This is a genomic window from Sphingobium salicis subsp. salicis (assembly GCF_049472635.1).
Classification (GTDB): Bacteria; Pseudomonadota; Alphaproteobacteria; order Sphingomonadales; family Sphingomonadaceae; genus Sphingobium; species Sphingobium yanoikuyae_A.
Genome location: NZ_JAYRCS010000001.1, coordinates 4,763,431 through 4,789,258 on the forward strand (window position 1 = coordinate 4,763,431; position 25,828 = coordinate 4,789,258).

Below are 25,828 nucleotides of genomic sequence, written 5' to 3' on the forward strand. Positions count from 1 at the left end.
GCTGTCGGGCCGTCCCCTTTTTGCGGCCGGTCGTGCTGCAGGCGCGTTGTCACACTTTTGCAACACAAGCCCTGAAATTGATTGAAATAAAGGCCTTGCCCCTTTGCAAGTGAGTTTGGCGATCCTAGATGGCCACTGCGCTCTCATGATGCAGAGGGGGCAGTTCCTCTCCGAAGTGTCGGAGAGGAATAAGCAGGAGGAAGTGTGACTCTATTTCATATTTTCCTAGCATCAAACCTGAACGCTAGATGAACAATTAAGTCGTAGCGTCATAATAAATATCGAGGACTTTATGAAGACTGTGATTTTCGCAGCGATTGCTGCTGCCGCCGCTGTTTCGGCCCCCGCTTTCGCTCAGGATGCTGCGCCGTTCACCGGTCCGCGCGCTGGCGTCACCATGGGCTTTGACAAGGCGCAGGGCGAAGACGGTTTCAGCTACGGCGTGACCGCCGGCTACGACCTCGCCGTTGCCAACCGCGTGACCTTCGGTCCGGAAGTGTCGTTCGGTGACTCGACCGTCGACGGCCAGGGCTTCGACGCCAGCCGCGACCTCGCCGCTTCGGTCCGTCTCGGCTATGTCGTGACCCCGCAGATCCTGGCGTTCGGCAAGGTCGGCTACGCTTCGAGCCGCATCGAAGCCGCTGGCGCCCACACCTCGCTGGAAGGCGTGCGTTACGGCGGTGGCCTGGAATATTCGGTGACCCCGAACACCTACATCTCGGCCGAATATCAGCGCACCGAGTATGAAGACAATTTCGGTGGCCGTGACGCTGGCGTCGTCGGCATCGGCTTCCGTTTCTGATCCCTCTCGATCGGAATATGGGGAAGGGCGGTCCGTTTGGGCCGCCCTTTTTTATGTCGGCAGCGGCGCCCGATCGGGCGCGACCCATGCCCGGCGCGCGGCCGGGCTCATCAGCGTCTCGCGCGTCCAGTAGGCGAAGGGCCAGTCCTTGTCGCCCAGCGGCGACGCCATCAGCGCGGCATAGGCTGCGGCCGGCGTCACATCGGCGGGCAGGCCGGCCAGCAACTGCCGGGCCATGTGCAGCGAGGCCTGGGTGATGGTCTCATGATAGCCGCTCGTGTCGCTGTTCACCCCGCCGACGCTTTCATTGTAGCGGCGGATCATGCCGGGCATGTCAATTTCGGCGTCAATATCGGGCCGGCGCAGGATCAGCCACAGCGCGGTCGCGAAATGGGCGCCGTGGGTCCAGTGCGCCTTGGGCAAAGTGCAGGCGCAAAAGCCGCGGCCCAGCATATCGATCTCGTCATCGGTCATCCTCATTCCCCCAAAAGAAAAGCCCCGCCGGTATGGGCGGGGCTTGTCGTCGCGCGTCTGGGCGCAGCCAGTCGTCCCCGGATTATCCGAGTGCGGCTTGCTTCTCTTCGGCCAGGCGCTTGAGTTCCGCCTTGCTCTTCTTCTCGCTCGCCGACTTGAGCTGGCCACAGGCGGCCATGATGTCGCGGCCGCGCGGCGTGCGCACCGGCGCGGAAATACCGCCCTCGAACACGATCGTGCTGAACGCGCGGATCCTTTCGGGGCTCGAACATTCATAGTCGGTGCCCGGCCAGGGGTTGAACGGGATCAGGTTGACCTTGGCCGGCAGCTTGTACTTGCGGATCAGGCGGACCAGCTCATGCGCGTCGGCATCGCTGTCATTCTTGTCCTTGATCATCACATATTCGAACGTGATGCGCCGGGCATTGTTCGCCTTGGGATAATCGGCACAGGCCTGGAGCAATTCCTCGATGCCATATTTGCGGTTGAGCGGCACCAGCTCGTCGCGCACTTCCTTGGTCACGGCATGGAGCGAGACCGCCAGGTTCACGCCGATTTCCTCGGCCGCGCGCGCCATCATCGGCACGACGCCGCTGGTCGACAGGGTGATGCGCCGCTTCGACAGGGCCAGGCCATCGCCGTCCATCACCAGCTTGAGCGCGTCGCGGACATGATCGAAATTATAGAGCGGCTCGCCCATGCCCATCATCACGATGTTGGTGAGCATGCGGCCGTCCGCCGTATATTGCGAATCCTCGTCCGTCTCATCGTCATTGGCGCTGGCCATGCTGCCCTTGGGCCATTCGCCCAGCGCGTCGCGCGCCAGCATGACCTGGCCGACAATCTCGCCGGGCGTCAGGTTGCGCACCAGTCGCATCGTGCCGGTGTGGCAGAAGCTGCAATTGAGCGTGCAGCCGACCTGGCTCGACACGCACAAGGTGCCGCGGTCCGCATCGGGGATGAAGACCATCTCATAATCCTGGCCATCGTCCGAACGGAGCAGCCATTTGCGGGTGCCGTCGTTCGACACCTGCGCCTCCACCACCTGCGGCCGGCCGACGATGAAGCGTTCCGCCATCCACAGCCGCATCGGCTTGGCGAGGTCAGTCATCTTCTCGAAATCGGTTTCGCCGCGATGATAGAGCCAATGGAACAGCTGCTTGGACCGCAGCTTGGCGGCCTTCTGGTCGAGTCCGGCTTCTTCCAGCACGCCCTTCATCTGGGCGCGGGTCAGGCCCAGCATGTCGACGCGTCCGTCCTCACGGGGCGTCACCGCGCGGGGCACGGGCACAGGGTCGATAAGGCCGGGAATCGGCATGATGGGATTGGCGGCGGAATGCATGGTCGCGCACATAGTCGATTTTGCCGGATTTTTAAAGTGGCGTTGCGATCAGCGTAAACGGGCGCACCCCAGCGCTGCCGCGTCGATCGCCGTGGCCGCGCCGCGCAGCGCATAGCTGTCGGCAAAGGCGCCGCCCTTGGCCGATGTCGATTGCACGCTCATGCTGCTGGCGGAGCGCATCGCGGCGATGATTGCGGCATCGTCCTGCGGATTGGCGGCCCAGGCATCGGCCTGGCCCGCGACCAGCGGGAAACGGCGGTCGCCGACGCTGAGCGAGACCCGCGCATTGGCGGAGCGCGGCCGGCTGAGGCGGAAATGGACCTGGCCGCGGACATGCTGGCGCGGCCAGGTGCCGACGGCAGCAAAACCCTTGGGCGCATCGCCCGCGCGGCGCGGCACCGGCATGGCGATGGCGTAGCAGCGCGGGCCGTTCTGGCCGGCGCCGGGATCGCGAAACGCCCCCCAGCTTTCGAAAATGCCGAGCGAATCGCGCGCCATGGCCGGGCTGGCGAGGGTGACGAGCGGGATCAGCAGGGCGGGCAGGCGGCGCATGGTCCGGGCAAAGCGCAAGCCATCGTCATTTGCAAGCCCGGCTTCGTTTCGAAAGCGCGTCGAGGTGCTTGCCGCCGCTGACATAGCGGTTATGAAGGACCATCCATCATTGCCGCCGGGATTCGACCGAATCCTCGCCATCGACGCAAAAAGAACGGACAGAACAGGGACATGAAGGCCACCATCGAACGCGCAACGCTCCTCAAGAGCCTCAGCCACGTCCAGTCGGTGGTCGAGCGGCGCAACACGATTCCGATCCTGTCCAACGTGCTGATCGAGGCATCGGCGGATGGCGCGATCAAGCTGATGGCGACCGATCTCGACCTGCAGGTCGTGGAAAGCGTGTCGGCCCAGGTCGAACAGGCCGGCGCCACCACCATTTCCGCCCACACGCTGTTCGACATCGCCCGCAAGCTGCCCGAAGGCAGCCAGGTGTCGCTGCAGGCGGCCGACGGCAAGATGCTGATCCAGGCCGGCCGCGCCCGCTTCAACCTGTCGACCCTGCCGCGTGACGACTTCCCGGTGATTGCCGAGGGCGACCTGCCGACCAGCTTCGAACTGCCGGCCGAAACGCTCAAGCAGATCATCGACAAGACGCGCTTCGCCATCTCGACCGAAGAGACGCGCTATTATCTGAACGGCATCTATTTCCACGTCTCGGACGAAGGTTCGCCGGTGCTCAAGGCCGCCGCGACCGACGGTCACCGTCTGGCCCGCGTCACCGTGCCGCGTCCCGACGGCGCCGACGGCATGCCGGGCATCATCATCCCCCGCAAGTGCATCGCCGAACTGCGCAAGCTGCTCGACGAGGTCGAGGGTTCGGTGCAGGTCAGCCTGTCGGCCAGCAAGATCCGCTTTGGCCTCGGCAGCGCGATCCTGACCAGCAAGCTGATCGACGGCACCTTCCCCGATTATAGCCGCGTCATTCCGACTGCGAACGACAAGCTGCTCAAGATCGATCCGCGCAGCTTCGAGGAAGGCGTGGACCGCGTTGCGACCATCGCCACCGAAAAGACCCGCGCGGTCAAGATGAGCCTCGACAAGGACAAGATCACCCTGTCGGTCACCAGCCCGGAAAATGGCACGGCGGCCGAAGAAGTGCCCGGCGCGTTCCAGGGCGAAGGCTTCGATATCGGCTTCAACGCCCGTTATCTGCTCGACATCCTTGGCCAGATCGACACCGACATCGTCGAACTGCATCTGGCCGATGCGGCCGCGCCGACGCTGATCCGCGAAAATGATCGCAGCCCGGCGCTTTACGTTCTGATGCCGATGCGCGTCTGACCGGTCTTGCCGGGAGATCGCTGAATATCAGGGAATCTCCCGGACCCGGCGGGTAATCGCTTCTCAAGCTTTGTCGGTTAGACGATCGGCATGGCTATTGTCCGCAAAACAGATACTGATGCGCCGGCTAGGACCGCGAGCCTGCTGGTTTCGCTGGGTCTGGCCGAAAGCGGCACGGAAGTCGCCGCCAACTGGCTGTCGCGCAGCTTCACCCATGTTGCCGCCCTGTGGCCGCTGATGCTGCTGGCCAAGCTGTGCGTTGCGGCGCTGCTCGGCATGCTTTCCTTCACCCGGCCGGAACATGGCGCCCTGCTGTGCGGCGTGGTGCTGATCGACGGCTTGCTGATGCTGGTGCCGCGCTGGGCGCTGTTCCGCAATCTGCGCCCCCATGTCCAGAACTGGCTGATGCTGCCCGCACTCTTCTGCTCGGGACTGATCTTCAGCCTGTGGCTGGCGCAGGGCAATGGCGTGGCGATGCCGTCCGCCGTGCCGGAAATGGCGATCGCGCTGCTGGCGGTCTGCATCGTCGGCGACCGGCGCCTGCTGGGGCTGAGCTATTTCATGGGGGCGCTGCTGGTGGCCGGCATCGCCCATGCGGGCATGGTGCATCTGGGGCTGCTGGCCAGCTGCCTGGCGGTGATGGCGATCGCGACCCTGCGTCAGGCGGCGGCAGATCGTGAACGGGCGATCGAACAGCATCGGCAGGATCTCAAGGCGCAGCGCTCCGACCGGCTGCTGGAGGAATATGAACAGTCCGGCCGCGGCTGGTTCTGGGAAACCGATCGCCACGGCCACATCACCTATATCTCCGCCACCCTGGCCGAACCGCTGGGCGTGGAAGCGGGCAGCCTGATCGGCCGGTCGCTGACCGACATCATCCAGCAGGGCGACCGGCAACAGGGCGATGGCGAGCGGACGCTGGGCTTCCACCTCTCGGCCCGGACCGGCTTTGCCGACATTGCGGTGCGGGCTGCGATCGCGCGCGAGGAACGCTGGTGGTCGATCTCGGGCGAACCGGTTTTCAACGAATATGGCCAGTTCCACGGTTTCCGTGGATCGGGCACCGACCTGACCGAAATGCGCCGCAGTCAGGCGGAAGTGACGCGCCTTGCCCAATATGATTCGCTGACCGGCCTCGCCAACCGCGTGCAGATGCTGCAGGCGCTGGAGCAGGCGGTGCTGGGTTCGCGCGGCAAGCAGGGCGAATGCGCGCTGATGATGCTCGATCTCGACCGGTTCAAGAGTGTCAACGACACGCTCGGCCATCCGGCCGGCGACGCGCTGCTACGTCAGGTCAGCCAGCGCCTCCAGCGCGTGGTCGGCAATCAGGGGCTGGTCGGGCGCCAGGGCGGCGACGAGTTCAAGGTGCTGGTGCATGGCCGCCATGACCGCAACCGGCTCGGCCTGCTGGCTCAGGCGATCATCAGCGCCCTGTCGCAACCTTATTCGATCGAGGGCACGGGCGTGGTGATCGGCGTGTCGATCGGCATTTCCTTCTGCCCCGAAGATGGCGTCACCGCCGATGCCCTGATCCGCAATGCCGACCTCGCCCTCTACAAGGCAAAGGGCGATGGGCGCGGCGTCTATCGCTTCTATTCGGCCGACATGCACGCCGATGCGGAAGATCGCCGCCAGCTCGAACAGGATCTGCGCCATGCGCTGACGGCGGACGGTCTGCACCTTGTTTATCAGCCGATCGTCAGTTCGACGACCGAGCGTATCACCGGCTATGAGGCGCTGCTGCGCTGGGATCATCCGGTGCGCGGCGCCATCTCGCCGGCATTGTTCGTCCCCATTGCGGAGGATAGCGGCCTGATCGCGCCGATCGGCGAATGGGTGATGCGCACCGCCTGTCGTGACGCGGCGCAGTGGGACGCGGGTATCCGGGTTGCGGTCAATGTCTCGGCGATGCAATTCGCCAATCCCGGTTTCCCGACCACCGTGATGCAGGCCCTGGCGAGCGCGCAACTGGCGCCCGAACGACTGGAGCTGGAAATCACCGAAAGCGTGTTCCTGAACGACAATGACGGCACCGACGCCATGTTCACCCGGCTCAAGGGGCTGGGCGTGCGGCTGGCGCTCGACGATTTCGGCACCGGCTATTCGTCGCTCGGCTATCTGAAGAAGGCGCCGTTCGACAAGATCAAGATCGACCAGAGCTTCGTGCGCGGCGCCGCGATCCGGGGTAGCCGCAACAGCGCGATCATCAAGGCGATCGTCAGCCTGGCCGAGGCGCTGGGCATGGATACCACGGCCGAAGGCGCCGAGACCCGCGACGAGCTGGACCTGATCCGGCAACTGGGGTGCAGCCATATCCAGGGCTATATCTATGGCCGGCCGATGCCCGCGGCGCAGGTGCTGGAAGGGCAGCGCGCCAATGGCGTCTCCGCCCGGTCCGAAGGCTTCCAGTCGAGCCGGCCGGAGCGCAAGGCGATGCTGCGCACGGTCGCTGTCCATCATGACGGCCATGTCTATAATGGCCGCATCCGCAACATCTCCGCTACCGGCGCGATGATCGAGGGGCTGTGGAATGTGCCGGAAGGCACGCAGTTTGCGATCGACCTGTCGGAGGGGCAGAGCGTCGACGCGACCACCCGCTGGTCACGCGAAGACCGCATGGGGGTGGAATTTGCCGCCCCGATCGATCTGGCCCTGCTTCGCCCGCAGGCGCGCGCACTGGCCGGATAGCGATACAGGCGACCGGCCGGACATCGCCCGGCCGGGCGACCTTTCAGAAGAACAGCTTGCGGAAGCTGACCGACACCGTCCGGCCGAGCGGGTCGAGATAGCCCGGCTGATAGCGGACCGGGGTTGCTCCGGTCGCGTCGGTGACGTCGCGGCGGGTGTTGAAGATATTGTCGATGCCGATCGACACGCGCGCGCCGCGCAGGAAGGGATGGGCCTTCACCAGGCTGGGCATCTGGCCGAAATTGGCGAACAGCCGCAGATTGGCGGAAGCCAGGCTGGCAAAGTCCAGCCGCGAACTGCCGCCCAAGGCGCCATCGACATGGGTGCCGCTTTCCCAGTCGACGCCCAGCCGGCCGCCAATGCCATTGTTCACATAGCCGACCCGCGCCTTCAGCTCGTGGCGGGGCTGCCCGCCCGACGAGCCGACCGCATCGCCGTCGAGCAGGTTGAGTTCGGGCACGCCCGGCGCGATCAGGATGCTCTCGGTCAGGTGCCAGGTATGATAGAGGCTGAAGGTCAGCCGTCCGCCGGCCTGGCCGGCGCCGGGGCCACGGAAACCACCCGGCCCACCAAAGCCGCCGCCGGGGCCGCCCGGCCCGCGCGGACCATCGCCACCGCCCTGCGCATTGTCGCCGCCACCCTGGCCGCCATTCTGGCCACCGGGGCCGTCATTGCCGCGCTGGTTGTTGTCGCCGTCGCCGCGGGGCGCGCCGTCATTCCCCTCGCCGCGCGGCGGACCGCCCTCGCGATTGCCCTCCGCGCCGTCGCGCGGGCCACGATTGCCGAAGGCGGCGCGCATGTCCTGCAATTCCTTGGGCCGATCCTCGGGCTTGGCGCCGGCCGCACGCCACGCCTCGATCACCTTCTGGATGTGCGACTTCAATGAGATGGACAGGTCGAAGCCCCAGCGCAGCTGCTCGCTTTGCGAACGCAGATAGTTGATCGGCCGCCCGTCGATGCTCAGCAACTCACCATCCTCGTCGCGCATGAAACGCTGCGGGAAGGCATTCTCGATCGCCGGCGTCGGCGTCGGGAAGGCGGAAATGGGGTTGCTGGTCCGGCTGTTGAGATAGGTCGCCGTCAGCGTCAGGTTCGGTTTTTCGAACGGCTTGATCCGCGCGTTGATGCGGAACTGGTCGCGCGTGCTGGATCGCAGGTCCGGGTTGCCGCCGGAAAATTGCGTGACGAACACGGTCTGGCCGGTGGCATAGTCGAACACCGACACGTTGGGCGTCGAAATCACCGGATCGTTGATCTGCGTGCCGGTGGGCGCCGACTTGTCCTGATTGGCCGACACCAGCAACTGCACCGCCGGCACCGGCCGCCAGCGCAGGCCATAGCCCAGCGTCGACAGCGTGCCGAAATCCGACAGATGCTGCGCCCCGGCGTTCATGTTGACGCCGACATCGCCGATTGCGCCCAGGAACCCCTTGGACCGGCTGGTCAGCGGTATGTCGAAACTGACCTGTCCGCTCGCAATCTCGCGATTATAGTCGAGGCCGCGTTCGACGCCTGACCGCACCGAATGGCTTTCAAAGCCATTGGTCGATCCACCGACCCGCACCGACGTCATGACATTGCCGGCCGGCAGGGTCAGCAGTGATCCGCTGACCAGCAGGTCGCCGCCGATCGCGCGCGATTGCGACCGGGCGCGGTCGGTCAGGCGCGATTGCAGCAGGTCGGCGGTGAAGGCGCCATAGGGATTGACGCTGGCCGATCCGGCATCGAGCGCGGCCTGGATGCCGCCCGTGTCGACGCCGCGATCGGTGCGGGTGCGGGTGTCGGAAATGTCGCCATTGCCGGTGAAGGACCATTGCCAGGTGCCGCCCAGCCGGCCGTTCAGCGTGACGCCGATGTGCCCGGTGGTGCCGCGGATCTTCTGCCCCAGCGCGCCGGCCTGTTCCAGATAGCGATAGAGGCGGACATCGTCGCCAAAGGCGGAGAAGGGATTGCCGCCGGGCAGGGTGAGGGCGGCGGCCGACAGGCCCTGCAGCGAATCATTGTCGGACAGTTCCAGCCGGCCGTTGATCGTCGCCGATATGCCGCCCAGCGCGCGCGCCAGCGTCGCGTTGGCGGAAAAATTCTCGGTCGCGGGGCTGAGCGTGCGATATTTGCTGAGATTGCTGACGCTGGTCTGGTTCGCGCCGGCGACGAAATCATTGAGGCCGGGGGCGCCATTGGCGGCGCTGCCGGGCACGCTGGCGACCGTCACACTCTGGCCGGCGGCGGCCGACAGGGCCGGGTCGATTTCCGCCCCCCGCTCGATCGCGGTGATATTGCCGGCCAGCGAATAGGGCATGCTGGGCGCTGCGGCATTGATGCCGCGCTCGCTCTCCAGCAGATTGTCGGCCCGGCTATATTTGACGTTCAGCGTCAGCCGATTGTCGCCCCGGATACGCAGCACGCCCACTTCGCCCTGGCCATTTTCGCGTCCGCCATCGGTGGTCGTGCCACCGCGCAGGTCGACCGTGGTCGCGCGGAAACGCTGACGCAGGACGATGTTCACCACCTTCTGCGTCGGCGCATAGCCATAGGACAGGGCCACTTCCTCGGGCAGGATGTCGACCCGCGACACCGCTTCGGATGGCAGGTCGGAAATTTCCGAGAAGCTGGAAATGCGCTTGCCGTTCAGCAGGATGACCGGCGTGCCATTGGTCTGTGGCGACAATTCGGTGATGATTTCGGAAATCGACGTGACGCCCAGCGCCCGGACATCGGCGGGCGACAATTGCTGTTCGGGCTTGATGTCGCCGGGCACCGCGCCGCGCTGGACCGCGCCGGTGACGACGATCTCGTCGCCCTCGTCCATCTGGGCCGGCGGCCCTTTCTGCTCGGCCTCCTGCGCCATCAGCGCGCCGGGTGCCGCGCCCAGCATCAGTGAAAACAGCAGCAGCGACGTCGTCTGGCGCACGGAAATTTACCCCTAATCTGGACCCTGACAGGATCTCGTTTAGGCCGCACTTGTCGCAAAAATCTGGCAAGGCAAAGACAGTTTTGTCGCAAAGTGTAACGGCGCGTCACATGGTGCAACAAATGCGTGTTCGGGGCGTGATCGGCCTCACTTGCGATCCCGCGTCAGTCGGGCATAGACGGGCTTTCGCGGCCGCGCCTGACGGCCGGACGAAGGGGGATTATATGCGCCATTCCATCATCCTGCTGCCCTTGCTGTGCCTGGCCGCACCGGTCGCCGCGCAGCAGGCCGACGATCTCAACCGCGTCATCGACGAAGGGCTGAACCACAGCCAGGTGATGCAGATCGCCCAGCATCTGACCGACGATATTGGCGGGCGCATGACCAACTCGCCGCAGATGCGGCAGGCGGAGGCCTGGACCGCCGACCAGTTTCGCCAATGGGGCCTGTCCAATGTCCGCAAGCAGGGCTTCCGCTTCGGTCGCGGCTGGTGGATTGCCGGCTCCTCGGTGAAGATGATCAGCCCACGCCCGATCCAGCTCACCGCTATCCCGATCGCCTGGACGCCGCCGACCAATGGCGTGCTGAGTGCGCCGATCATCGTCGCGCCGATGAAGAAGGAGCGCGATTTCGACGCCTGGCGCGGCAAGCTCGCCGGCAAGGTCGTGCTGGTGTCGCTGCCGGGCACCGGCGACGAGCCGAACGAGGCCGCCTTCCATCGGCTCAAGGGCGAGGATATCGAGAAGCTCGACAGGTTCGAGCAGCCGCAAAATGATCCCGCGTCGCTGGAGCGGCTGATGAAGCGCCTCAGCTTCACCCGCAAGCTGGAGGCCTTCCTGAAGGCCGAGGGGGCGGTCGGATGGGCGCGGCAATCCTATCGCGACGGCAAGCTGCTCCATGGCGAGGGCTATGATTTCGGCGTCAGCGACACGCCCGCGCTGCCCGGCGTCGAGATCGCGGCGGAGGATTATCGCCGTCTCGCCCGCCTCGCCAAGACCGGCCCGGCGCCGGTGCTGGAAATCAACAGCGACGTCCGTTTCGACGACAGCGACGTCAACGCCTACAACATCCTGGCCGATATTCCCGGCAGCGATCCCAAAACCGGCTATGTCATGGCCGGTGCGCATCTCGACAGCTGGGTCGCAGGCGACGGCGCGGCGGACAATGGCGCGGGCAGCGCCATGATCATGGAGGCTGCGCGCATCCTGAAATCACTCGGCATCAAGCCCAAGCGCACGATCCGCTTTGCCCTCTGGTCGGGCGAGGAACAGGGGCTGTTCGGCTCGATGGCCTATGTCGACGAATATCTCGCCACCCGCGCACCGGGGCCGAAGGAGGAACAGGGGCGGGAGGAAATGTATTTCCGCTACAAGACCCGTTTCCCGATCACGCCCAAGCCCGGCTATGCGGACCTGAAAGCCTATTTCAACATCGACAATGGCTCGGGCAAGCTGCGCGGTCTCTATGCCGAACGCAATGTCGCCGCCGTCTCGCTGCTGCGCGAATGGCTCAGTCCCTTTGCCAGCATGGGCGCCGGCAATGTCGTGTCGCAGCCGACCGGCGGCACCGACCACGAATATATGCAGGCGATCGGCGTGCCGGGCTATCAGTTCATCCAGGATCCACTCGACTATGAAAGCCGCGTCCACCACAGTGGCATCGACACCTTCGATCATCTGAAGGCGGAGGATATGCGCCAGGGCGCGGTCGTCCTCGCCGGCATGCTGCTGCAGGCCGCGAACAGCGACAAGACGCTGCCGCGCATGCCGCTGCCGACGCAGCCGGCGGTTAGCGATCCGTTCAAATATGAGGATCCGGCGCTGGATTGATTCAAGAGGTGCGGGGCGGCGACGGCGTCGCCGCTCCGCCTAGCTCTGGGCGTCGTGGAAGATGATGCCCAGCGTGTGGCGCATGCCGGACAGGAGCCGGCTGACGCCATGACGCATCTGCACCCGGTGGATGCCGCGCGTGCCCATCACCGGCCGCTCGCGCACCGGGAAGACCACGGCATCGCCCTTGCGCAGCGGCACCATTTCGGGCCGCGACTGCATGCGCGGGCGCTGTTCGGTCAGGATGAAGGCGCCGCCGGTGAAGTTCGCTTCCGGCTCCGACAGCAATATCGCGGCCTGCAACGGGAAGATGGTCGCGCCATAGACATCCTGATGCAGCGCATTCCAGTCGCCCGCCTCATAGCGCAGCAGCAAGGGCGTCGCCTTGTCCTGGCCGCCAAGCGCGCACTGGTTCAGGAAATCGGCGTGACGGGCGGGGTAGAGCGCATCGCTCCCCAGCATCGCCGCCCAGCGATTGGCGACCTGCGCCAGCGGCGGATAAAGTGCCTCGCGTACCGCGGCGACCGGCTCGGGCAGCGGGTAAGTGAAATAGCGATAGCGCCCCCGGCCATAGCCATGGCGCGCCATCACCACCTCCTTGCGGAAGACATGGGGCTGGTCCCATAGCGCGACGATCGCGTCGCACTGGCCCGGGGAAAGCAGGGCAGGCAGGCGCGCGGCGCCATGAAGGTCGAGGTCAGTGAGGTCCATGGCGCGCAGCATGGGCGGCGCGCGGCGCGGCGTCATCCCGCGCCTTGCGCTCAAATCCGGCGGATCATTTCGGCTTGCGGAAACGGTAGAGGAAACGGTCCGTCTTGCCGCGAATGGCGGGATCGAACACCAGCTTTCTATGATCGTCGGCGGGGTTGGCGAGCAGCGGGCTTTGCGCCTCCAGCACGAAGCCGGCGCGCAGGAAGTCGGCCTTGACCACGGCCGGATCGATCCGGTGGAGCTTGTCCACGACGGCGCGGGTGTCGCCGGTCGGGCCGACATGGTCGATGATGCCGACGATCCCGCCCGGTTTGGTCGCGGCATAGAGCGTCTTCACGAACGCATCGGGGTCGGTGCGCGGAATGCCGAACTTGTCCGACTGCCAGTAGAGATCATGGTAGCTCAGATTGATGATGGTGAAGTCGAAACTGTCGGGCGCTGCGGCAAAGGCCTCGAACGGATAGCGCACCCAGTCGACCTCCGGCCGGCGCGCGACCAGTGCCGCCCATTTGGGCTTCTCTTCCTCGCTGGCATAGAATTGGCTGGGCTCGAACCCGGTCACCTTGCCCTTGGGGCCGACCGCATCGGCCATGATCTCCGCCCAATAGCCCGATCCGGTCATGATGTCGGCCGCCTTCATGCCGGGCTTGAGGCCCAGGAACGCCAGCGTCTCCGCCGGCTTGCGGCTTTCATCCAGCGCGCGCGCGTCGGCGGGCCGCTTGGGGTCGGCCACGGCCGCGGCAAGATCGGTCTTGGCAAGGGCGATGATCGGCGTGGACAGGGCAAGGCCGCTCAGGGCCAGGGCAAGCATCAGGCGCATGGATTGTCCCCTCATGGAAGGCGGGCCAGCATGCGCCCGATCGCGCATCCGTTCAACGATCCGCGCCGATGCCGGTCGATCGATTCCGGTCGTTGGTCGAAGGGCGGGGCAGGTCCGCCGCGTCCACTCGGCTCTCCACATGCACGTTCAGGCCCAATCATATTGTCATGGTTAACGGGCTCGGCTTGGGACGGCGCGGGGGCAGATGATAAGGAGAAAATGATGTCGCACCCGATGAAATTAGCCCCCATTGCCATGGTGTTGGTGGGCTCGCTGGGGCTGGGTGGCTGTGCCACGAAATCCTTCGTGCGCGAACAGGTGGCGACCGTGAACCAGCGCGTCGATGCGCTCGACGCCAAGCTGCAGACCACCGACGGCACGGCACAGCAGGCTCTGGCCCAGGCCCAGTCGGCCGCCGGTCAGGCCCAGAATAACGGTCAGCGCCTCGATCAGCTGAACGCCCGCGTCGACGGTGTCGAGCAGCAGATGCGCGAAGCCAAGACCAAGCGCGCCAGAAACTGATCGCGCAACTGATCACGTAGCCGATCAAGCTACCGATCCGGTCGGGCTGGTCCCGATCCTGTGCCGGCGCCCCCGCTTCATGGGGGCGCCGGCCCCATTCCCGGATATGCTCATCCATGCACAAATTCCCATGGGCGCTGGCGATGCTGGCGCTGTTCGGTGTCTCTCCCGCGCTGGCGGCCGCGCCAGAAGCGGCCGCGTCCGAGAAGCCAGCGCCTGAAACCCCACGATCGCCCGATGCGCGCCGGGTGATCGACTGGATTGCCGCGACCGGCGACAATCATGGCCTGCCTTATGCCATTGTCGACAAGCAGGCGGCCCATGTCTTCCTGTTCGATGCCAGGGGCAAGGCGCTGGCCGATGCGCCGGTGCTGATCGGCATCGCGCCCGGAGATGATGCCACGCCGGGCGTCGGCAAGAAGAGCCTGGCGGAGATCGGTCCGGCGGAAAAGACCACCCCGGCCGGGCGTTTTCTCGCCAAATTCGGCCTCGCGGCGGGCAAGCAACGCGTGCTGTGGGTCGATTATGCGACCTCGGTCGCGATGCACACCATCCCCAAGGGCAATCCCAAGGAAAAGCGGCGCGAGCGCATGTTGTCGCCGACCATCGACGATAATCGCATCACCTTTGGCTGCATCAACGTGCCGATCGCCTTCTATAATCGCGGCCTTCGCCCGCAATTTCTGAAAAAGGGCGGCTACGTCTATGTGCTGCCGGACACAAAATCGCTCGAAGCGGTTTTCCCTCCCCTGCATGTCCAGTCTTATCGGAAGGCGGACGCATCCTCATAAGGCGGGAGCCATGCGCATGATGATCCGGAGGGCAAGCGGCCTGATACTGGTTGCGGCGGCGGGCCTGTCGCCGGGCAGCGCGCAGGCCGGCTTCTATTCGGGCGAGGCGCTGCTGGAAAGCTGCACCGCCGACCGCACCGACAAGGCTTTTTTCGAGAAAAGCTATGAATGCGTCGGTTATGTCGCCGGCGCGGTCGATGCGTTCAACACCACCCGCGAAGTGAACGGCCTCAAAAGCTGCATCCCCGCCGATGTGACGCTCAACCAGTTGAAGGGCGCCACCGTCGACTATCTGCGCGCCAATCCGGACAAGCGCGCCCAGTCCGCCTCCGCCATGGTCTTCACCGCCACGCGCCAGGCTTGGCCCTGCCCCAAGGCAAAGGCCAAGCCCGGCATCAGGCCCAGCACGAAGAAGAAACGGAAATAGCGCTTATTTCGCGGCCTTGCCGACGGGGCGCATATAGAGGCGCGCCATCGCCGCCTCCATCTTCGCCCGGTCGACCGACAGGATCACGCGCTGCGCCTGTTCGCCCAGATGCGGGCGATAGGATTCCGTCCAGGACAGGGTGTCACCATAGGCCGCGGTCTGGCTGGTCTCGAAATCGACCCACAGCGTCTCGTCCTTCGTCACGATCTCCGGATTGAGCCAGGCCATGGCGACGATCTCGTCCCACATCGGATAGCCCGGCTCCAGCCCGGTCTGGAACAGATCGGTCAGCGGCGTGTGGGCGGGCTTCAGCCCGTCGAGGAAGGCGCGGGTCCATTGCGTGCCGGTGGACGGATCGACCGGGATCATCGTGATCTTCTTCCACGGCGCATGGGCAAAGATCTTGGCCGCTTCGGGATCCCAGCGGATGTTGAACTCGCGGCGCGGCGAATTGACGAATTCGCGGGCGAACTGCTCGGCCGACGACCCTTCCAGCACCTGATGCGGTGCCAGGCTGCCGCCCATATAGAGGATTTCCTTCACATTGGCGGCAAAGCTGGGGTCCAGGCTCTGGGCGATCGCGATATTGGTCATCGGCCCGGTCGCGAACAGGGTGATCTCGCCCGGATGCGCCTTCACCATCCGCACTAGGAAGGCGGCGGCAATCTCTGCGCTCGGCTTCGTCCTGGGGTTGCCGATCGGCAGGTCGGGCACCTTGGTCGGATCGGTCGATCCGGGATGCTCCTGGATCGTGTCGCCCGGCCAGTAATCGGTCCATGGTCCCTTGAACACCAGCCGGCCATATTGGCCTTCCCAGCGCTTGGTGGCCTCGGCGCTGTTGAGCAGCGGGAAGGTCGCGCCCGGCACCACCGGCACGTCGGTCCGGCCCAATATCTCCAGCGTGCGCAGCGCATAGGCGGTCGCCGTGTCGCGCCACACCGATCCGCTGGTGGTGGTGATGCCCAGCACCTCGACATCGGGGCTCTGCAGCAACAGCAGCGGCACGCCGTTGAGGCCGATCATGTCGTCGTCGACGATCACCAGCCGCTTGGGCGTTGCCGGCGCGGCGGGCTTGGCATTCGCGCCCTGCACGCCCAGCATCAGCGCCAGCGCGCCCAGCATGATCTTCATCGTCCGCATTGCGTCAAACCCCCATTTCGCTTCGTCCCGCCGCCTGTTAGGACGGTGTCATGCGCAGCCTCTATCCGCCGATCGAACCCTACGCCATTGGTCATCTTGACGTAGGCGATGGCCACAGCCTCTATTGGGAACGGTCCGGCACGCCCGGCGCCAAGCCCGCGGTCTTCCTGCATGGCGGGCCGGGCGGCGGCATATCGCCCGATCATCGCCGCCTGTTCGATCCCGCCCGCTATGACGTGCTGCTGTTCGACCAGCGCGGCTGCGGCCGATCGACCCCGCACGCCCATCTCGATGCCAACACCACCTGGCATCTGGTCGCCGATATCGAGCGCTTGCGCGAGATGATGGGCGTCGACCAGTGGCTGGTCTTCGGCGGTAGCTGGGGCTCGACCCTGGCACTGGCCTATGCGCAGGCGCATGTCGCGCGCGTCACTGAACTGGTGCTGCGCGGCATCTTCACCATCCGCCAGTCAGAGATCGACTGGTATTATCAACAGGGCGCCAGCCGCATCTATCCCGACAAGTGGGAACGCTTTGTCGCGCCGATTCCGGAAGGCGAGCGCGGCGACATGGTCGGCGCCTATCGCCGCATTCTGACCGGTGACGATCGCGCGGCGCAGGTCGCCGCCGCCAAGGCCTGGAGCGTCTGGGAAGGCGAGACCATCCGCCTGCTGCCCGACGACGCGCTGTCCGCCACCCATGAGGGCGATGATTTCGCACTCGCCTTTGCCCGGATCGAAAATCATTATTTCGTCCATCGCGGCTGGCTGGAAGATGGCCAGCTGATCCGCGAGGCAGGCAAGCTGGCGGGCATTCCCGGCGTCATCGTCCAGGGCCGCTATGACATGGCCTGCCCGGCCGAAACCGCCTGGGCACTGCACCGCGCCTGGCCGCAGGCGCGCTTCGAAATGATCGAAGGCGCCGGCCATGCGTTCAACGAACCGGGCATATTGGACGCGCTGATCCGCGCGACCGACGGATTTGTGGCATGATGGAAGGAAAAGACGTGCGGACTATGATGTTGCTGGCGACGGCGCTGTTTCTCGCCTCCTGTGGCGGCGGCGATGAGGTGACGGCGGTCGAGAACCGGAACATGCCCGAAACGGGCGCGGCGGCTGAAGTCGCCAAGCTCGACCCCGACCTGCGCAACGGCGTGCTGGAAAAGGCGATCAAGGCATCGGGCGTCGCCTGCCCCTCGGTCACCGGCTCGGAACGCGCCGAAATCCGGCCGGGCGTCAAGGGCTGGAAGGCCCAGTGCGACAACCAGACCGCGCATCTGATCGAAATCCTGCCCGACGGCACCGCGAAGGTGACCAGCCGGACGCATTGAGGGGGCAAGGCGTCAGGCGGCGCGCGGGACGATGCGATCCAGTTCGCCGTTAAGCGCCCGCTTGGCTTCCAGCAGTTCATAGTCGATCTGGAGGCCCAGGAAAAAACCTTCCGACATACGGAAATAGCGGGCCAATCGAAGGTCGAGTTCACCGTCCATTGGATGGTCGCCGTCAATCACGGCCTGCACGCGATCCACCGGCAGAGCGATCGCGGTGGCCAGTTCCACCGTGGTCATATCCAGCGGTTCCATGAACTCCAGCCACAGCATTTCGCCGACATGCGCATTATGCAGCCAGTCAGGGTTATCGGTAGTGGTTGGTGATTTCGACATTATGCGCGTGTCCGTCTTTCCAGACGAAGCATATACGCCATTGCATGTTGATGGAAATTGAATGTTGCCCGGCTCGATCGTCGCTCATCGCGTGCAGGCGGTTGCTGGGTGGGTTGCGCAGGTCGTCCAGGGTGCGGGCGCGGTTGAGCAGCTTCAGCTTAGAAAGCGCGCGGTCTTGCATATCCGAAGGCAGCTTGCGGCTGCGTTCACCATTCCAGATTTTCTCGGTCTCGGGATTGGCGAAGGAGCGGATCATCGGCTTGTCCTGAATTCAGAGCAAGCCTTTTCATAGTCCAAAATAATGATGTGTCTACAAGAGGGTTTTGCCGCATCGGCCGACTTTTTACCACCTGCAAGCATCTGTAAAATATAGAAAAAAGCCTGCGATTCCTCTAATTTCAGTTAACCATAAAGCTAATAATTTCAGTATCTTAGGTGGAAAATTTTGTCGAATTGAGCGCCTAAAATTTTCTTTGCGTCTTCCCGAACCGGCCTTTCCGTGTGCCCGGCTTGCCTTCGGTCGCGCGGCCGCGCGGTGCGGCCACCTGCTGGTCCGCCGGCAGGCCCAGTTCTTCCGCCTCCAGCTTGCGGATCTCGTCGCGGATGCGGCCGGCTTCCTCGAACTCCAGGTCGGCCGCTGCCGCGCGCATCTTCTTCTCCAGATCCTCGATATAGGCGCGCAGATTATGGCCGACGAGATGCGGGCGATCCTCCAGCCCCGTCTCGACCGTGACCTGATCCTTGGACGCGACATGGGCGATGATGTCGCCGATATTCTTCTTCACCGTGAAGGGCGTGATGCCATGCGCATCATTATAGGCCTGCTGCTTTTCGCGACGGCGGGACGTTTCGTTGAGCGCGCGTTCCATGCTGCCCGTCACCCGGTCGGCATAGAGGATGACGCGGCCGTCGACATTGCGGGCGGCGCGGCCGATCGTCTGGATCAGCGATGTCTCGCTACGCAAAAAGCCTTCCTTGTCCGCGTCGAGGATCGCCACCAGCCCGCATTCGGGAATGTCCAGCCCCTCGCGCAGCAGGTTGATGCCGATCAGCACGTCATAGACGCCCAGGCGAAGATCGCGGATCAGCTCGATACGCTCCAGCGTCTCGACGTCGCTATGCATATAGCGGACCTTGATCCCCGCTTCATGCATGAACTCGGTCAGATCCTCGGCCATCCGCTTGGTGAGCGTGGTGACGAGCGTGCGGTATCCCTGCGCCGTGACCTTGCGGCATTCGTTGATCAGGTCGTCGACCTGATCCTCCACCGGCTTGATCTCGACCGGCGGGTCGATGAGGCCGGTGGGGCGGATCACCTGTTCGCTGAACACGCCGCCGGTCTGCTCCATCTCCCACGGGCCGGGCGTCGCCGAGACGCTGACCGTCTGCGGCCGCATCGCGTCCCATTCGTTGAAGCGCAGCGGCCGGTTGTCGATGCAGCTCGGCAAGCGGAAGCCATATTCGGCGAGCGTGATCTTGCGCCGGTGGTCGCCGCGCGCCATCGCGCCGATCTGCGGCACGGTCTGGTGGCTTTCGTCCACGAACAGCACGGCATTTTCGGGCAGATATTCAAACAAAGTCGGCGGCGGCTCGCCCGGCAAACGCCCGGTCAGGAAGCGGCTATAATTCTCGATCCCCGCGCAACTGCCGGTCGCCGCGATCATCTCCAGGTCGAAATTGGTGCGCTGCTCCAGCCGCTGCGCCTCCAGCAGCTTGCCTTCGGCCTCCAGTTCCTTCAGCCGCTCGGTCAGCTCGAAGCGGATCGCCTCCATCGCCTGCTTCAAGGTCGGGCCGGGGGTCACATGGTGGCTGTTGGGAAAGACCTTCACATAATCGAGGCTGGCGACCTTCCTGCCGGACAGCGGATCGAACTCGACAATCTCCTCGATCTCGTCGCCGAAGAAGCTGATCCGCCAGGCCGTATCCTCATAATGGGACGGGAAGATTTCCAGATTGTCGCCCTTCACGCGGAAATTGCCGCGCGCAAAACCGGCATCGTTGCGCTTATACTGCAGCGCCACCAGCTTGCGGATGATCTCGCGCTGGTCCTCGATCCCGCCCTTCTTCATGGAGAAGGTCATGGCCGAATAGGTTTCGACCGACCCGATGCCATAGAGGCAGGAGACGGACGCGACGATGATGACATCGTCCCGCTCCAGCAGCGCGCGGGTGGCCGAATGGCGCATCCGGTCGATGCTTTCGTTTACCGAGCTTTCCTTCTCGATATAGGTGTCCGACCGCGCGACATAGGCTTCGGGCTGATAATAGTCGTAATAGCTGACGAAATATTCGACCGCATTGTCGGGGAAGAAGCTCTTGAACTCGCCATAGAGCTGAGCCGCCAATATCTTGTTGGGCGCCAGGATCAGCGCTGGCCGTTGCAACGCCTCGATCGTCTTGGCCATGGTGAAGGTCTTGCCGGACCCGGTGACGCCCAGCAGCACCTGGTCCTTCTCGCCCTGCTCCGCCGCGGCGACCAGTTCGGCGATGGCGGTCGGCTGGTCGCCCGACGGTTCATAGTCGCTGACCAGGGTGAAGGGGCGTCCACCCTCGCTCTTCTCCGGGCGCGCGGGCCGGTGCGGCACGAAGTCCTGGCCGGTTTCGGGTTCGTCAAGGCTGGTGCGGATCTGAATCGACATGGGCGTAATATGGGGCCTTTGGGCAAGGGCGCAATCCGCGCCCTGGCAAGTCAGGGCTGCAATTCGAACGCGCTCTTGGGCGGCGGCGGATAGATCACCGGCTTGTCACCGAACCGCGCGCGCAGGACAGTCTCGCGGCGCTCGTCATCGACAATCTCGACATTCACTTCTTCAGGATATTTCAGGCTGACATGAAATTTCTTCCCAGTGATCATATATTCCAACACCGACCAGCGCATGTTGGGGCCGTCGGGTTCTAGATACCAGGCTTCCCAAAGCATATCGCTGAGATTTGTGTCGCGCGGATTATAATAACGAACGACGTCGCCTTCACCTTTGAAAACGCTGGGGCTTACCCAACCGTCTCCGATTTCCACATACAGAAACACGCCATCTGGATCGCCTCCGACCAAGCTGGCCAATTCTTGACCGATCTCGTTCATGAGCGGTCCCAGGGTATCGAGTTTATCGCTCATGAAGCCGGCCCTTTCTTTGGTCATCGGCACGCCGCGCAGTCATGAACGTAACATCTAGCATCAATTTGAGAACAAAAAAAGAACGCATGGACGTTCATCAACGCCCCGCCACCCCGGATCGCAATAATCCCGATATCCAGACCCGCCGACGCTTGCTAAGTCTGGGCCAGATAAAGGGTCGCTTCTGCCAAGATATGCCAGGGGAAGCCGGTGATGACCAAAGCCTTGACCAACGGCCTGCTGGCCTGCGCGCTCGCGGCGCTGGCCGGATGCAACAAGCCGCCCGCCAGCCAGGACACACAGATCGCCGCGACCGACGCGATGAGCCATGACGCCGCCGTCTCGCAGATCGAGAAGGTGCAGCTCAAGCCCGGCCAGTGGGAAGGGCGCTTCGTGATGGAGCGGATCGACATGAGCGGCGGGGAGGCGATGCCCGCGGCAGCGCGCCAGCAGATGCAGCAGGCGATGAACCGCACCCTGCGTTATTGCGTCACGCCCGAGCAGGCCGCCCATCCCGACGGCCGCGTCTTCTCCGGCGATCCGGGCAAGGATTGCCGCTACAGCGACTTCGCCGTGCGCGGCGGCACGGTGAAGGGGAATGTCACCTGCCGGCGCGATAGCGGCACTAGCAGCATGACGATGGCCGGCATCTATGCGCCCGACAGCTATGCGGTGCAGATGGATATGCGGCAGACGGGCTTGCCCAATGGCGTCGAGATGGCGATGAAGGCAAGGTCGGAGGGCCGCTGGATCGGCCCGAACTGTTCGGAGGGTCAATGACGATGCGAACAATGCGAGTCTTGTCGGCTTTGCTGGCGCTGCTTCCGCTCCCACTTCAGGCACAACAGCCGGCTGATGACGGCGGCGGCGACACGATCGTGGTCGATGGTCAGCGCCTGACCCGCCAGGAGGTGCGAGAGAGGGCATCCGGCTTCGTTCGCACCCTGGGCGTGGTTCAGGGTGATCGGGGCATCGCCCGCTGGATGGAGCCGGTCTGCCCCCAGGTCCGGGGGGTCGCATCGGATATCGCCGGCCTGGTCGAAACCAAGGTCCGCAAGATCGCGACCAGCATCGGCGCGCCCCTGGCCAAGGGAGAATGTGAAACCAATTTTCTGATCGTCTTCGTCGATGACGGACGGGAAATGGCCAGACAGGTCGCTGCGCGCAAATCCAACAGCATGTCCCAATTACATGGGGCCGAACGGCGCGACGTCGAAAATAGCGATGCGCCGATCCGCTGGTGGTACACGATCGCTACGGGCGGCAGCACCGGTGGCAAGGCGGATTCCGTCGCTTCCGCAGCCAGCTATGGCAATAGCGAGGGCGGCAGCTCCGCCCTCATCGACGGTGTCCCTACCGTCAACGGCTTTTCCTCCAGCCTGATCCGGCCAATAGGAATCCGCTCGATCGATACCGCGACGATCCTGATCGACGTCAATCGCGCCGAAGGCATTTCGCTGTCGGCCGCCGCCGCCTATGCAGCCTTTGTCGGCCTTGCCGAGGTGAAGGGGCGGGCGGCACCGCCGGTGTCGTCGATACTCAACATCTTTGGCGACGGGGCGCAGGCTGGCGACCTGACCTTCTGGGACAACCAGTTTCTCGACCAGCTTTATGACCTGCCGCTCAACCGGTGGGGGCGAGTGCATCGGGGCTATCTGGTCCGGGCGATCGGTGAGGCTGAGGGCGAGGATGTCGAGGAAGGCGCAACCGGGCCGGTCGAGCCCTGATCCTGGCTGAAGCGCAGTCCTGCTGGCTCTGCACCCGGCCGCTCGGCGCGCGGATCGAATGGCATCATCCCGTGCCCAAGAGCAGGGGCGGGCGACAGATGGTGCCGGTCCATCCGATCTGCCACCGCACCATCCATGCCACCCTATCCAACGCGGAACTGGCGCGTGCCTATGCCGATGCCATGGCCTTGCGCAGCCATCCCGCCATCGCCCGCTTCCTCGCCTGGATCGCCGACAAGCCGGCCGATTTCCATGCGCCCACCCTGTCGGCCGGGCGCCGGCGGCGATGAATCCGCACGCGCAACATTTCTACTTGCGCCCGCGCGCGCATCGGTAGAGCGTGCCGCCGTGGAACGAACGGGGAGAGGATATGCGTGACATTCTGACGCTGGGCGGCTTGCTGGCCACCAGCCTGACCCTTGCCGCCTGTGGCAGCGAACCGGCCGCTCCGCCCGCGCAGGAGGAGGAGGCCGCGCCGGCGATGATGAAGAGCGGGCAATGGACGCTCAGCCGCAAGACCACCGGCTACAACACCCCCACCGTCACGGCGGAGGAATATCAGGCCGCGCTCAAGCAGGTGAGCGAGGACAAGATCTGCATCAAGGTCGATGCCGCCGGCGTGCCCGACGCTGATGCGCTGGCCGGAGCGGAAGGCAGCGATTGCAGCTACAAGGACAAGATGGTGCGCAAGGGCCGGCTGATCGCGACCCTCGCCTGCAAGGCCGGCGCCGGCACCTCCGAAATCGTGGTCGAGGGCAATTTTACCGAGGATACACTGACCTTCGGCACCACCATGACCAAGACGCAGGGCGGCAAGCCGGTGCTGCGCACCACCCACGACCTGTCCGGCAAGCGCGACGGCGACTGCCCGGCCTGATCGGCGGCACCGATCCGGGTGGGCCTCAGTCCGCCCGGCGGGCCTGGGCGTGGATTTCCGCCCGCGACAGCAGCAGGTCGAGGTCGGCGCGGCTGATGTCGAAATTGTCGGGCAGTTCGGCCAGCGCCCTGTCGATGTCCTCCAGATGAAAGCCCGCCTCCGCGCGCATCTTGTCGGCGATCACCGGCGGCGCGACCGGCTGGTGCGGATAGCTGTGTCCCGACAGGCGGTGGAAGAACAGGCCGAGGGACACCAGGGCGATCGAATTGATCCCGACCGGCGCAAAGGCGAAGGCATAGCCGGCATCATGAATGCCCTGGCTGCCGATCACCGCGGTCAGCGCCGCCGCGCCGCCGGGCGGATGCAGGCAGCGCAGCAGGCTCATCAATATGATCGCCACGCCCACCGCCACGCCGGCCGCGACCATCATGTCGGGGATCATTTGACAGGCGGCGACGCCGATCAGGCTGGACAGGATATTGCCGCCCACCACCGACCAGGGCTGGGCCAGCGGGCTCGCCGGCACGGCGAAGATCAGTACCGCCGACGCGCCCAGCGGCGCGACGATGATCGGCAGGTCGCCGGCATGCAGCGGCAGCTGGCTGCATACCAATATGGTCAGGCTGATGCCGATCGCCGCGCCCAGGCCCGCGATCATCCGGTCGATCGGGCGGGCACCGGCCAGCAGAGGCTTGAAAAGATTCATTGCGGATATTCCTTTGGCGCAGCCCCATGCGCCGCCGGGGACGAAAAGGCCACCCCAGTTTTTCTTGACCCCGATATTGCCCGGAATCGCCCGAGGCGCGCTTATTGCAGCGCGTCGATCGCCCGCTGGTCGCAATGCCTGGGGCCGCGCGGCACCGGGCTGACATTGGGCACCAGCAGCGACCGGCCGATCCGCACCGGCGCGAAGCGCTTTCGCTCTATCCCCGCGCAGCGCAGATATTGCTCCAGCATCCGCGGCGGCGTGTCGCGCTTCTCGTAGGAGAGGCGGAAGGTGCCCCAGTGGATCGGGATCGCCGTCGATGCGCCTAGCCGCTCGAACAGTTCGACCGCGCGGCGCGGGCCGATATGCGCGTCCGATTCCATCTGCCCCGGCCAGAAGCGGAAGGCGCCGATTGGGATCAGCGCCAGCCGGATCGGCCCGAACCGCGTCGCATCGCCGGTCCAGCCCATGTCGCCCGCGCCGGTGTCGCCGGCAAAATAGATATTGCCCGCCCGCGTCTCGATCAGGAAGCTCGACCAGAGCGCCCGGTTGCGGTCTGTGAACCAGCGGCTGCTCCAATGATGGTTGCGCGTCGCATGGATCCGATAGTCCGGGCAATGCTCGTAATTCTCGCACTGGATCACCGCTTCGGGCACCAGTCCGTTCAACTGCGCGCCGGTCACCGACTGGCCCCAGTCGAGCGCTACCGACGGTATGCCGTTCGCCTTCAATATCGTGTCATTGCCCAGCGCCGTGACGATCCTGGACCGGTCGCGCTGCCACAGCATCTTGAGCGTCGGGATATCCAGATGGTCATAATGATTATGGCTGATGACGATCAGGTCGATCCTGGGCAGATCCTTCATCCTGATGCCCGGTTCCGCGACCCGCTTGGGGCCCAGCGGCGGAAAGGGGCTGGCATGGTCGGACCAGATCGGGTCGGTCAATATGTTGATGCCCGCCGCCTGCACCAGCACGGTCGCATGGCCGACCCAGGTGGCGACCATGCCGCGCGGCGCGGCAAAGGGGGCGGGGCGCGCCGGCTTGACCGCCACCGCATCGGGCCATGCTGGCCGGTCGTCATTGCCCAGCAGCCAGCGGGCGATGAAGCCCTGCCGGCTGGTGCCGGGCGGGGCGGGCATGTCGATCGCGCCATCGGGGTTGAAGAAGCGGGCACCGTCATAATGGCGGCTCGCCGGCCCCTCATAATAGATACGGTCGAGGAAGGGGGGCACGATCACCGTCGCCAGACAGGCGGCGATCAGCAGGAACAGCAGCGCGACACCGACAGCCTTCATCATTGCAACCGCGCGCGCCATGCCAGCTCCCATGCCCGTCATCGCGCCGCCATAGCGGACCGACGGGGCAGGGCAAGACCTCCCTATTGACCCTGACCCATGTTGGCGAGTGCGCCATTCCCGGCCTCGGGATCAAGGATAACCCCGAT

26 protein-coding genes are annotated in these 25,828 nt (G+C 64.8%); 13 read left to right on the forward strand and 13 right to left on the reverse strand.

Going from position 1 to position 25,828, the window contains the following annotated elements:
- The first annotated feature begins 292 nt into the window (after positions 1-292).
- Positions 293-802, forward strand: a complete 510-nt coding sequence (locus VHN57_RS23000; RefSeq protein WP_004209879.1) for an outer membrane protein — start codon at positions 293-295, stop codon at positions 800-802.
- 51 nt (positions 803-853) lie between these two features.
- Here the strand turns inward: VHN57_RS23000 and VHN57_RS23005 are convergent, their stop codons facing one another.
- The 3 genes from VHN57_RS23005 to VHN57_RS23015 form a co-directional block, all read right to left on the reverse strand.
- Entirely contained in the window at positions 854-1,276 is a 423-nt protein-coding gene (locus tag VHN57_RS23005; protein ID WP_423285708.1) for a hypothetical protein, read from the reverse strand.
- An 82-nt stretch (positions 1,277-1,358) separates the two neighbouring features.
- Positions 1,359-2,618, reverse strand: coding sequence for a dual-specificity RNA methyltransferase RlmN (gene rlmN / locus VHN57_RS23010; RefSeq protein WP_004209881.1), 1,260 nt, complete (start codon positions 2,616-2,618; stop codon positions 1,359-1,361).
- 48 nt (positions 2,619-2,666) lie between these two features.
- Positions 2,667-3,170: a hypothetical protein gene (locus VHN57_RS23015; protein WP_423286108.1), complete on the reverse strand. Its 504-nt coding sequence runs from the start codon at positions 3,168-3,170 to the stop codon at positions 2,667-2,669.
- Positions 3,171-3,341: 171 nt separating this feature from the next.
- Here VHN57_RS23015 and dnaN point away from each other — a divergent pair, with 171 nt between their 5' ends.
- Together dnaN and VHN57_RS23025 are read left to right on the forward strand one after the other, a co-directional pair.
- Entirely contained in the window at positions 3,342-4,454 is a 1,113-nt protein-coding gene (dnaN, locus tag VHN57_RS23020) for a DNA polymerase III subunit beta (RefSeq protein ID WP_004209883.1), read from the forward strand.
- Positions 4,455-4,544: 90 nt separating this feature from the next.
- On the forward strand, positions 4,545-7,142 hold the full coding sequence (locus tag VHN57_RS23025) for an EAL domain-containing protein (RefSeq protein WP_004209884.1): 2,598 nt from the start codon (positions 4,545-4,547) through the stop codon (positions 7,140-7,142).
- Between the two features lie 43 nt (positions 7,143-7,185).
- On the opposite strand, the gene VHN57_RS23030 is transcribed toward VHN57_RS23025, so the two are convergent.
- Positions 7,186-10,053: a TonB-dependent receptor gene (locus VHN57_RS23030; protein ID WP_423285711.1), complete on the reverse strand. Its 2,868-nt coding sequence runs from the start codon at positions 10,051-10,053 to the stop codon at positions 7,186-7,188.
- Between the two features lie 224 nt (positions 10,054-10,277).
- On the opposite strand from VHN57_RS23030, the gene VHN57_RS23035 reads away from it, so the two are divergent.
- Positions 10,278-11,882, forward strand: a complete 1,605-nt coding sequence (locus VHN57_RS23035) for a M20/M25/M40 family metallo-hydrolase (protein WP_423285713.1) — start codon at positions 10,278-10,280, stop codon at positions 11,880-11,882.
- Positions 11,883-11,921: 39 nt separating this feature from the next.
- Here VHN57_RS23035 and VHN57_RS23040 read toward each other — a convergent pair whose 3' ends face one another.
- Both VHN57_RS23040 and VHN57_RS23045 read right to left on the reverse strand, forming a co-directional pair.
- Positions 11,922-12,629, reverse strand: coding sequence for a 2OG-Fe(II) oxygenase (locus tag VHN57_RS23040; RefSeq protein WP_423285715.1), 708 nt, complete (start codon positions 12,627-12,629; stop codon positions 11,922-11,924).
- A gap of 28 nt (positions 12,630-12,657) precedes the next feature.
- On the reverse strand, positions 12,658-13,413 hold the full coding sequence (locus tag VHN57_RS23045) for a class I SAM-dependent methyltransferase (RefSeq protein WP_423285717.1): 756 nt from the start codon (positions 13,411-13,413) through the stop codon (positions 12,658-12,660).
- A gap of 222 nt (positions 13,414-13,635) precedes the next feature.
- On the opposite strand from VHN57_RS23045, the gene VHN57_RS23050 reads away from it, so the two are divergent.
- The 3 genes from VHN57_RS23050 to VHN57_RS23060 all read left to right on the forward strand — a co-directional run bounded on the left by VHN57_RS23050 (position 13,636) and on the right by VHN57_RS23060 (position 15,153).
- The gene (locus VHN57_RS23050) at positions 13,636-13,935 is read left to right on the forward strand and encodes a hypothetical protein (protein WP_004209889.1); all 300 of its coding nucleotides are present in this window, start codon (positions 13,636-13,638) and stop codon (positions 13,933-13,935) included.
- Positions 13,936-14,051: 116 nt separating this feature from the next.
- On the forward strand, positions 14,052-14,726 hold the full coding sequence (locus VHN57_RS23055; protein ID WP_423285719.1) for a hypothetical protein: 675 nt from the start codon (positions 14,052-14,054) through the stop codon (positions 14,724-14,726).
- A 10-nt stretch (positions 14,727-14,736) separates the two neighbouring features.
- Entirely contained in the window at positions 14,737-15,153 is a 417-nt protein-coding gene (locus tag VHN57_RS23060) for a Rap1a/Tai family immunity protein (protein ID WP_423285721.1), read from the forward strand.
- A gap of 3 nt (positions 15,154-15,156) precedes the next feature.
- Here the strand turns inward: VHN57_RS23060 and VHN57_RS23065 are convergent, their stop codons facing one another.
- Positions 15,157-16,293 (reverse strand): nucleoside hydrolase, encoded by a 1,137-nt coding sequence (locus VHN57_RS23065; protein ID WP_423285723.1) that lies wholly within the window; start codon positions 16,291-16,293, stop codon positions 15,157-15,159.
- Positions 16,294-16,343: 50 nt separating this feature from the next.
- Here VHN57_RS23065 and pip point away from each other — a divergent pair, with 50 nt between their 5' ends.
- Positions 16,344-17,285: a prolyl aminopeptidase gene (gene pip / locus VHN57_RS23070; protein WP_423285725.1), complete on the forward strand. Its 942-nt coding sequence runs from the start codon at positions 16,344-16,346 to the stop codon at positions 17,283-17,285.
- A 23-nt stretch (positions 17,286-17,308) separates the two neighbouring features.
- Entirely contained in the window at positions 17,309-17,623 is a 315-nt protein-coding gene (locus VHN57_RS23075) for a hypothetical protein (RefSeq protein ID WP_037490849.1), read from the forward strand.
- Positions 17,624-17,635: 12 nt separating this feature from the next.
- Here VHN57_RS23075 and VHN57_RS23080 read toward each other — a convergent pair whose 3' ends face one another.
- From VHN57_RS23080 to VHN57_RS23095, 4 genes are all read right to left on the reverse strand, one after another.
- The gene (locus tag VHN57_RS23080; protein ID WP_423285727.1) at positions 17,636-17,956 is read right to left on the reverse strand and encodes a HigA family addiction module antitoxin; all 321 of its coding nucleotides are present in this window, start codon (positions 17,954-17,956) and stop codon (positions 17,636-17,638) included.
- Positions 17,928-18,212 (reverse strand): type II toxin-antitoxin system RelE/ParE family toxin, encoded by a 285-nt coding sequence (locus VHN57_RS23085; RefSeq protein ID WP_214863737.1) that lies wholly within the window; start codon positions 18,210-18,212, stop codon positions 17,928-17,930. Before VHN57_RS23085 ends, VHN57_RS23080 begins: the two co-directional genes overlap by 29 nt.
- A 205-nt stretch (positions 18,213-18,417) precedes the next feature.
- Entirely contained in the window at positions 18,418-20,595 is a 2,178-nt protein-coding gene (uvrB, locus tag VHN57_RS23090; RefSeq protein ID WP_423285729.1) for an excinuclease ABC subunit UvrB, read from the reverse strand.
- A gap of 50 nt (positions 20,596-20,645) precedes the next feature.
- Positions 20,646-21,071: a hypothetical protein gene (locus VHN57_RS23095; RefSeq protein WP_423285731.1), complete on the reverse strand. Its 426-nt coding sequence runs from the start codon at positions 21,069-21,071 to the stop codon at positions 20,646-20,648.
- Positions 21,072-21,284: 213 nt separating this feature from the next.
- Here VHN57_RS23095 and VHN57_RS23100 point away from each other — a divergent pair, with 213 nt between their 5' ends.
- The 4 genes from VHN57_RS23100 to VHN57_RS23115 all read left to right on the forward strand — a co-directional run bounded on the left by VHN57_RS23100 (position 21,285) and on the right by VHN57_RS23115 (position 23,675).
- Positions 21,285-21,851: a DUF3617 domain-containing protein gene (locus VHN57_RS23100; RefSeq protein WP_423285733.1), complete on the forward strand. Its 567-nt coding sequence runs from the start codon at positions 21,285-21,287 to the stop codon at positions 21,849-21,851.
- The gene (locus VHN57_RS23105) at positions 21,848-22,798 is read left to right on the forward strand and encodes a hypothetical protein (RefSeq protein WP_423285735.1); all 951 of its coding nucleotides are present in this window, start codon (positions 21,848-21,850) and stop codon (positions 22,796-22,798) included. Before VHN57_RS23100 ends, VHN57_RS23105 begins: the two co-directional genes overlap by 4 nt.
- The gene (locus VHN57_RS23110; protein ID WP_423286111.1) at positions 22,798-23,088 is read left to right on the forward strand and encodes an HNH endonuclease; all 291 of its coding nucleotides are present in this window, start codon (positions 22,798-22,800) and stop codon (positions 23,086-23,088) included. Before VHN57_RS23105 ends, VHN57_RS23110 begins: the two co-directional genes overlap by 1 nt.
- An 80-nt stretch (positions 23,089-23,168) precedes the next feature.
- Positions 23,169-23,675 (forward strand): DUF3617 domain-containing protein, encoded by a 507-nt coding sequence (locus VHN57_RS23115; protein ID WP_004209910.1) that lies wholly within the window; start codon positions 23,169-23,171, stop codon positions 23,673-23,675.
- Positions 23,676-23,700: 25 nt separating this feature from the next.
- On the opposite strand, the gene VHN57_RS23120 is transcribed toward VHN57_RS23115, so the two are convergent.
- Both VHN57_RS23120 and VHN57_RS23125 read right to left on the reverse strand, forming a co-directional pair.
- Positions 23,701-24,381, reverse strand: coding sequence for an HPP family protein (locus VHN57_RS23120; RefSeq protein WP_423285737.1), 681 nt, complete (start codon positions 24,379-24,381; stop codon positions 23,701-23,703).
- A 101-nt stretch (positions 24,382-24,482) separates the two neighbouring features.
- Positions 24,483-25,700 carry an MBL fold metallo-hydrolase gene (locus VHN57_RS23125; protein WP_423286113.1) on the reverse strand — a complete coding sequence of 406 codons (1,218 nt, stop codon included), beginning with the start codon at positions 25,698-25,700 and terminating at the stop codon, positions 24,483-24,485.
- Positions 25,701-25,828 lie beyond the last annotated feature (128 nt).

What these genes read in the sequence shown, in the direction of transcription:
- VHN57_RS23015 (WP_423286108.1), bottom strand. Translation starts at nt 3,170, where the DNA reads ATGCGCCGCCTGCCCGCCCTGCTGATCCCGCTCGTCACCCTCGCCAGC.
- VHN57_RS23125 (WP_423286113.1), bottom strand. Translation starts at nt 25,700, where the DNA reads ATGGCGCGCGCGGTTGCAATGATGAAGGCTGTCGGTGTCGCGCTGCTG.
- dnaN (WP_004209883.1), top strand. Translation starts at nt 3,342, where the DNA reads ATGAAGGCCACCATCGAACGCGCAACGCTCCTCAAGAGCCTCAGCCAC.
- VHN57_RS23100 (WP_423285733.1), top strand. Translation starts at nt 21,285, where the DNA reads ATGACCAAAGCCTTGACCAACGGCCTGCTGGCCTGCGCGCTCGCGGCG.
- VHN57_RS23055 (WP_423285719.1), top strand. Translation starts at nt 14,052, where the DNA reads ATGCACAAATTCCCATGGGCGCTGGCGATGCTGGCGCTGTTCGGTGTC.
- VHN57_RS23005 (WP_423285708.1), bottom strand. Translation starts at nt 1,276, where the DNA reads ATGACCGATGACGAGATCGATATGCTGGGCCGCGGCTTTTGCGCCTGC.
- VHN57_RS23115 (WP_004209910.1), top strand. Translation starts at nt 23,169, where the DNA reads ATGCGTGACATTCTGACGCTGGGCGGCTTGCTGGCCACCAGCCTGACC.
- VHN57_RS23035 (WP_423285713.1), top strand. Translation starts at nt 10,278, where the DNA reads ATGCGCCATTCCATCATCCTGCTGCCCTTGCTGTGCCTGGCCGCACCG.
- uvrB (WP_423285729.1), bottom strand. Translation starts at nt 20,595, where the DNA reads ATGTCGATTCAGATCCGCACCAGCCTTGACGAACCCGAAACCGGCCAG.
- pip (WP_423285725.1), top strand. Translation starts at nt 16,344, where the DNA reads ATGCGCAGCCTCTATCCGCCGATCGAACCCTACGCCATTGGTCATCTT.
- VHN57_RS23060 (WP_423285721.1), top strand. Translation starts at nt 14,737, where the DNA reads ATGCGCATGATGATCCGGAGGGCAAGCGGCCTGATACTGGTTGCGGCG.
- VHN57_RS23050 (WP_004209889.1), top strand. Translation starts at nt 13,636, where the DNA reads ATGTCGCACCCGATGAAATTAGCCCCCATTGCCATGGTGTTGGTGGGC.
- VHN57_RS23080 (WP_423285727.1), bottom strand. Translation starts at nt 17,956, where the DNA reads ATGTCGAAATCACCAACCACTACCGATAACCCTGACTGGCTGCATAAT.
- VHN57_RS23025 (WP_004209884.1), top strand. Translation starts at nt 4,545, where the DNA reads ATGGCTATTGTCCGCAAAACAGATACTGATGCGCCGGCTAGGACCGCG.
- VHN57_RS23045 (WP_423285717.1), bottom strand. Translation starts at nt 13,413, where the DNA reads ATGCGCCTGATGCTTGCCCTGGCCCTGAGCGGCCTTGCCCTGTCCACG.
- VHN57_RS23105 (WP_423285735.1), top strand. Translation starts at nt 21,848, where the DNA reads ATGACGATGCGAACAATGCGAGTCTTGTCGGCTTTGCTGGCGCTGCTT.
- VHN57_RS23000 (WP_004209879.1), top strand. Translation starts at nt 293, where the DNA reads ATGAAGACTGTGATTTTCGCAGCGATTGCTGCTGCCGCCGCTGTTTCG.
- VHN57_RS23095 (WP_423285731.1), bottom strand. Translation starts at nt 21,071, where the DNA reads ATGAGCGATAAACTCGATACCCTGGGACCGCTCATGAACGAGATCGGT.
- VHN57_RS23085 (WP_214863737.1), bottom strand. Translation starts at nt 18,212, where the DNA reads ATGATCCGCTCCTTCGCCAATCCCGAGACCGAGAAAATCTGGAATGGT.
- VHN57_RS23120 (WP_423285737.1), bottom strand. Translation starts at nt 24,381, where the DNA reads ATGAATCTTTTCAAGCCTCTGCTGGCCGGTGCCCGCCCGATCGACCGG.
- VHN57_RS23065 (WP_423285723.1), bottom strand. Translation starts at nt 16,293, where the DNA reads ATGCGGACGATGAAGATCATGCTGGGCGCGCTGGCGCTGATGCTGGGC.
- rlmN (WP_004209881.1), bottom strand. Translation starts at nt 2,618, where the DNA reads ATGCATTCCGCCGCCAATCCCATCATGCCGATTCCCGGCCTTATCGAC.
- VHN57_RS23075 (WP_037490849.1), top strand. Translation starts at nt 17,309, where the DNA reads ATGATGTTGCTGGCGACGGCGCTGTTTCTCGCCTCCTGTGGCGGCGGC.
- VHN57_RS23040 (WP_423285715.1), bottom strand. Translation starts at nt 12,629, where the DNA reads ATGACGCCGCGCCGCGCGCCGCCCATGCTGCGCGCCATGGACCTCACT.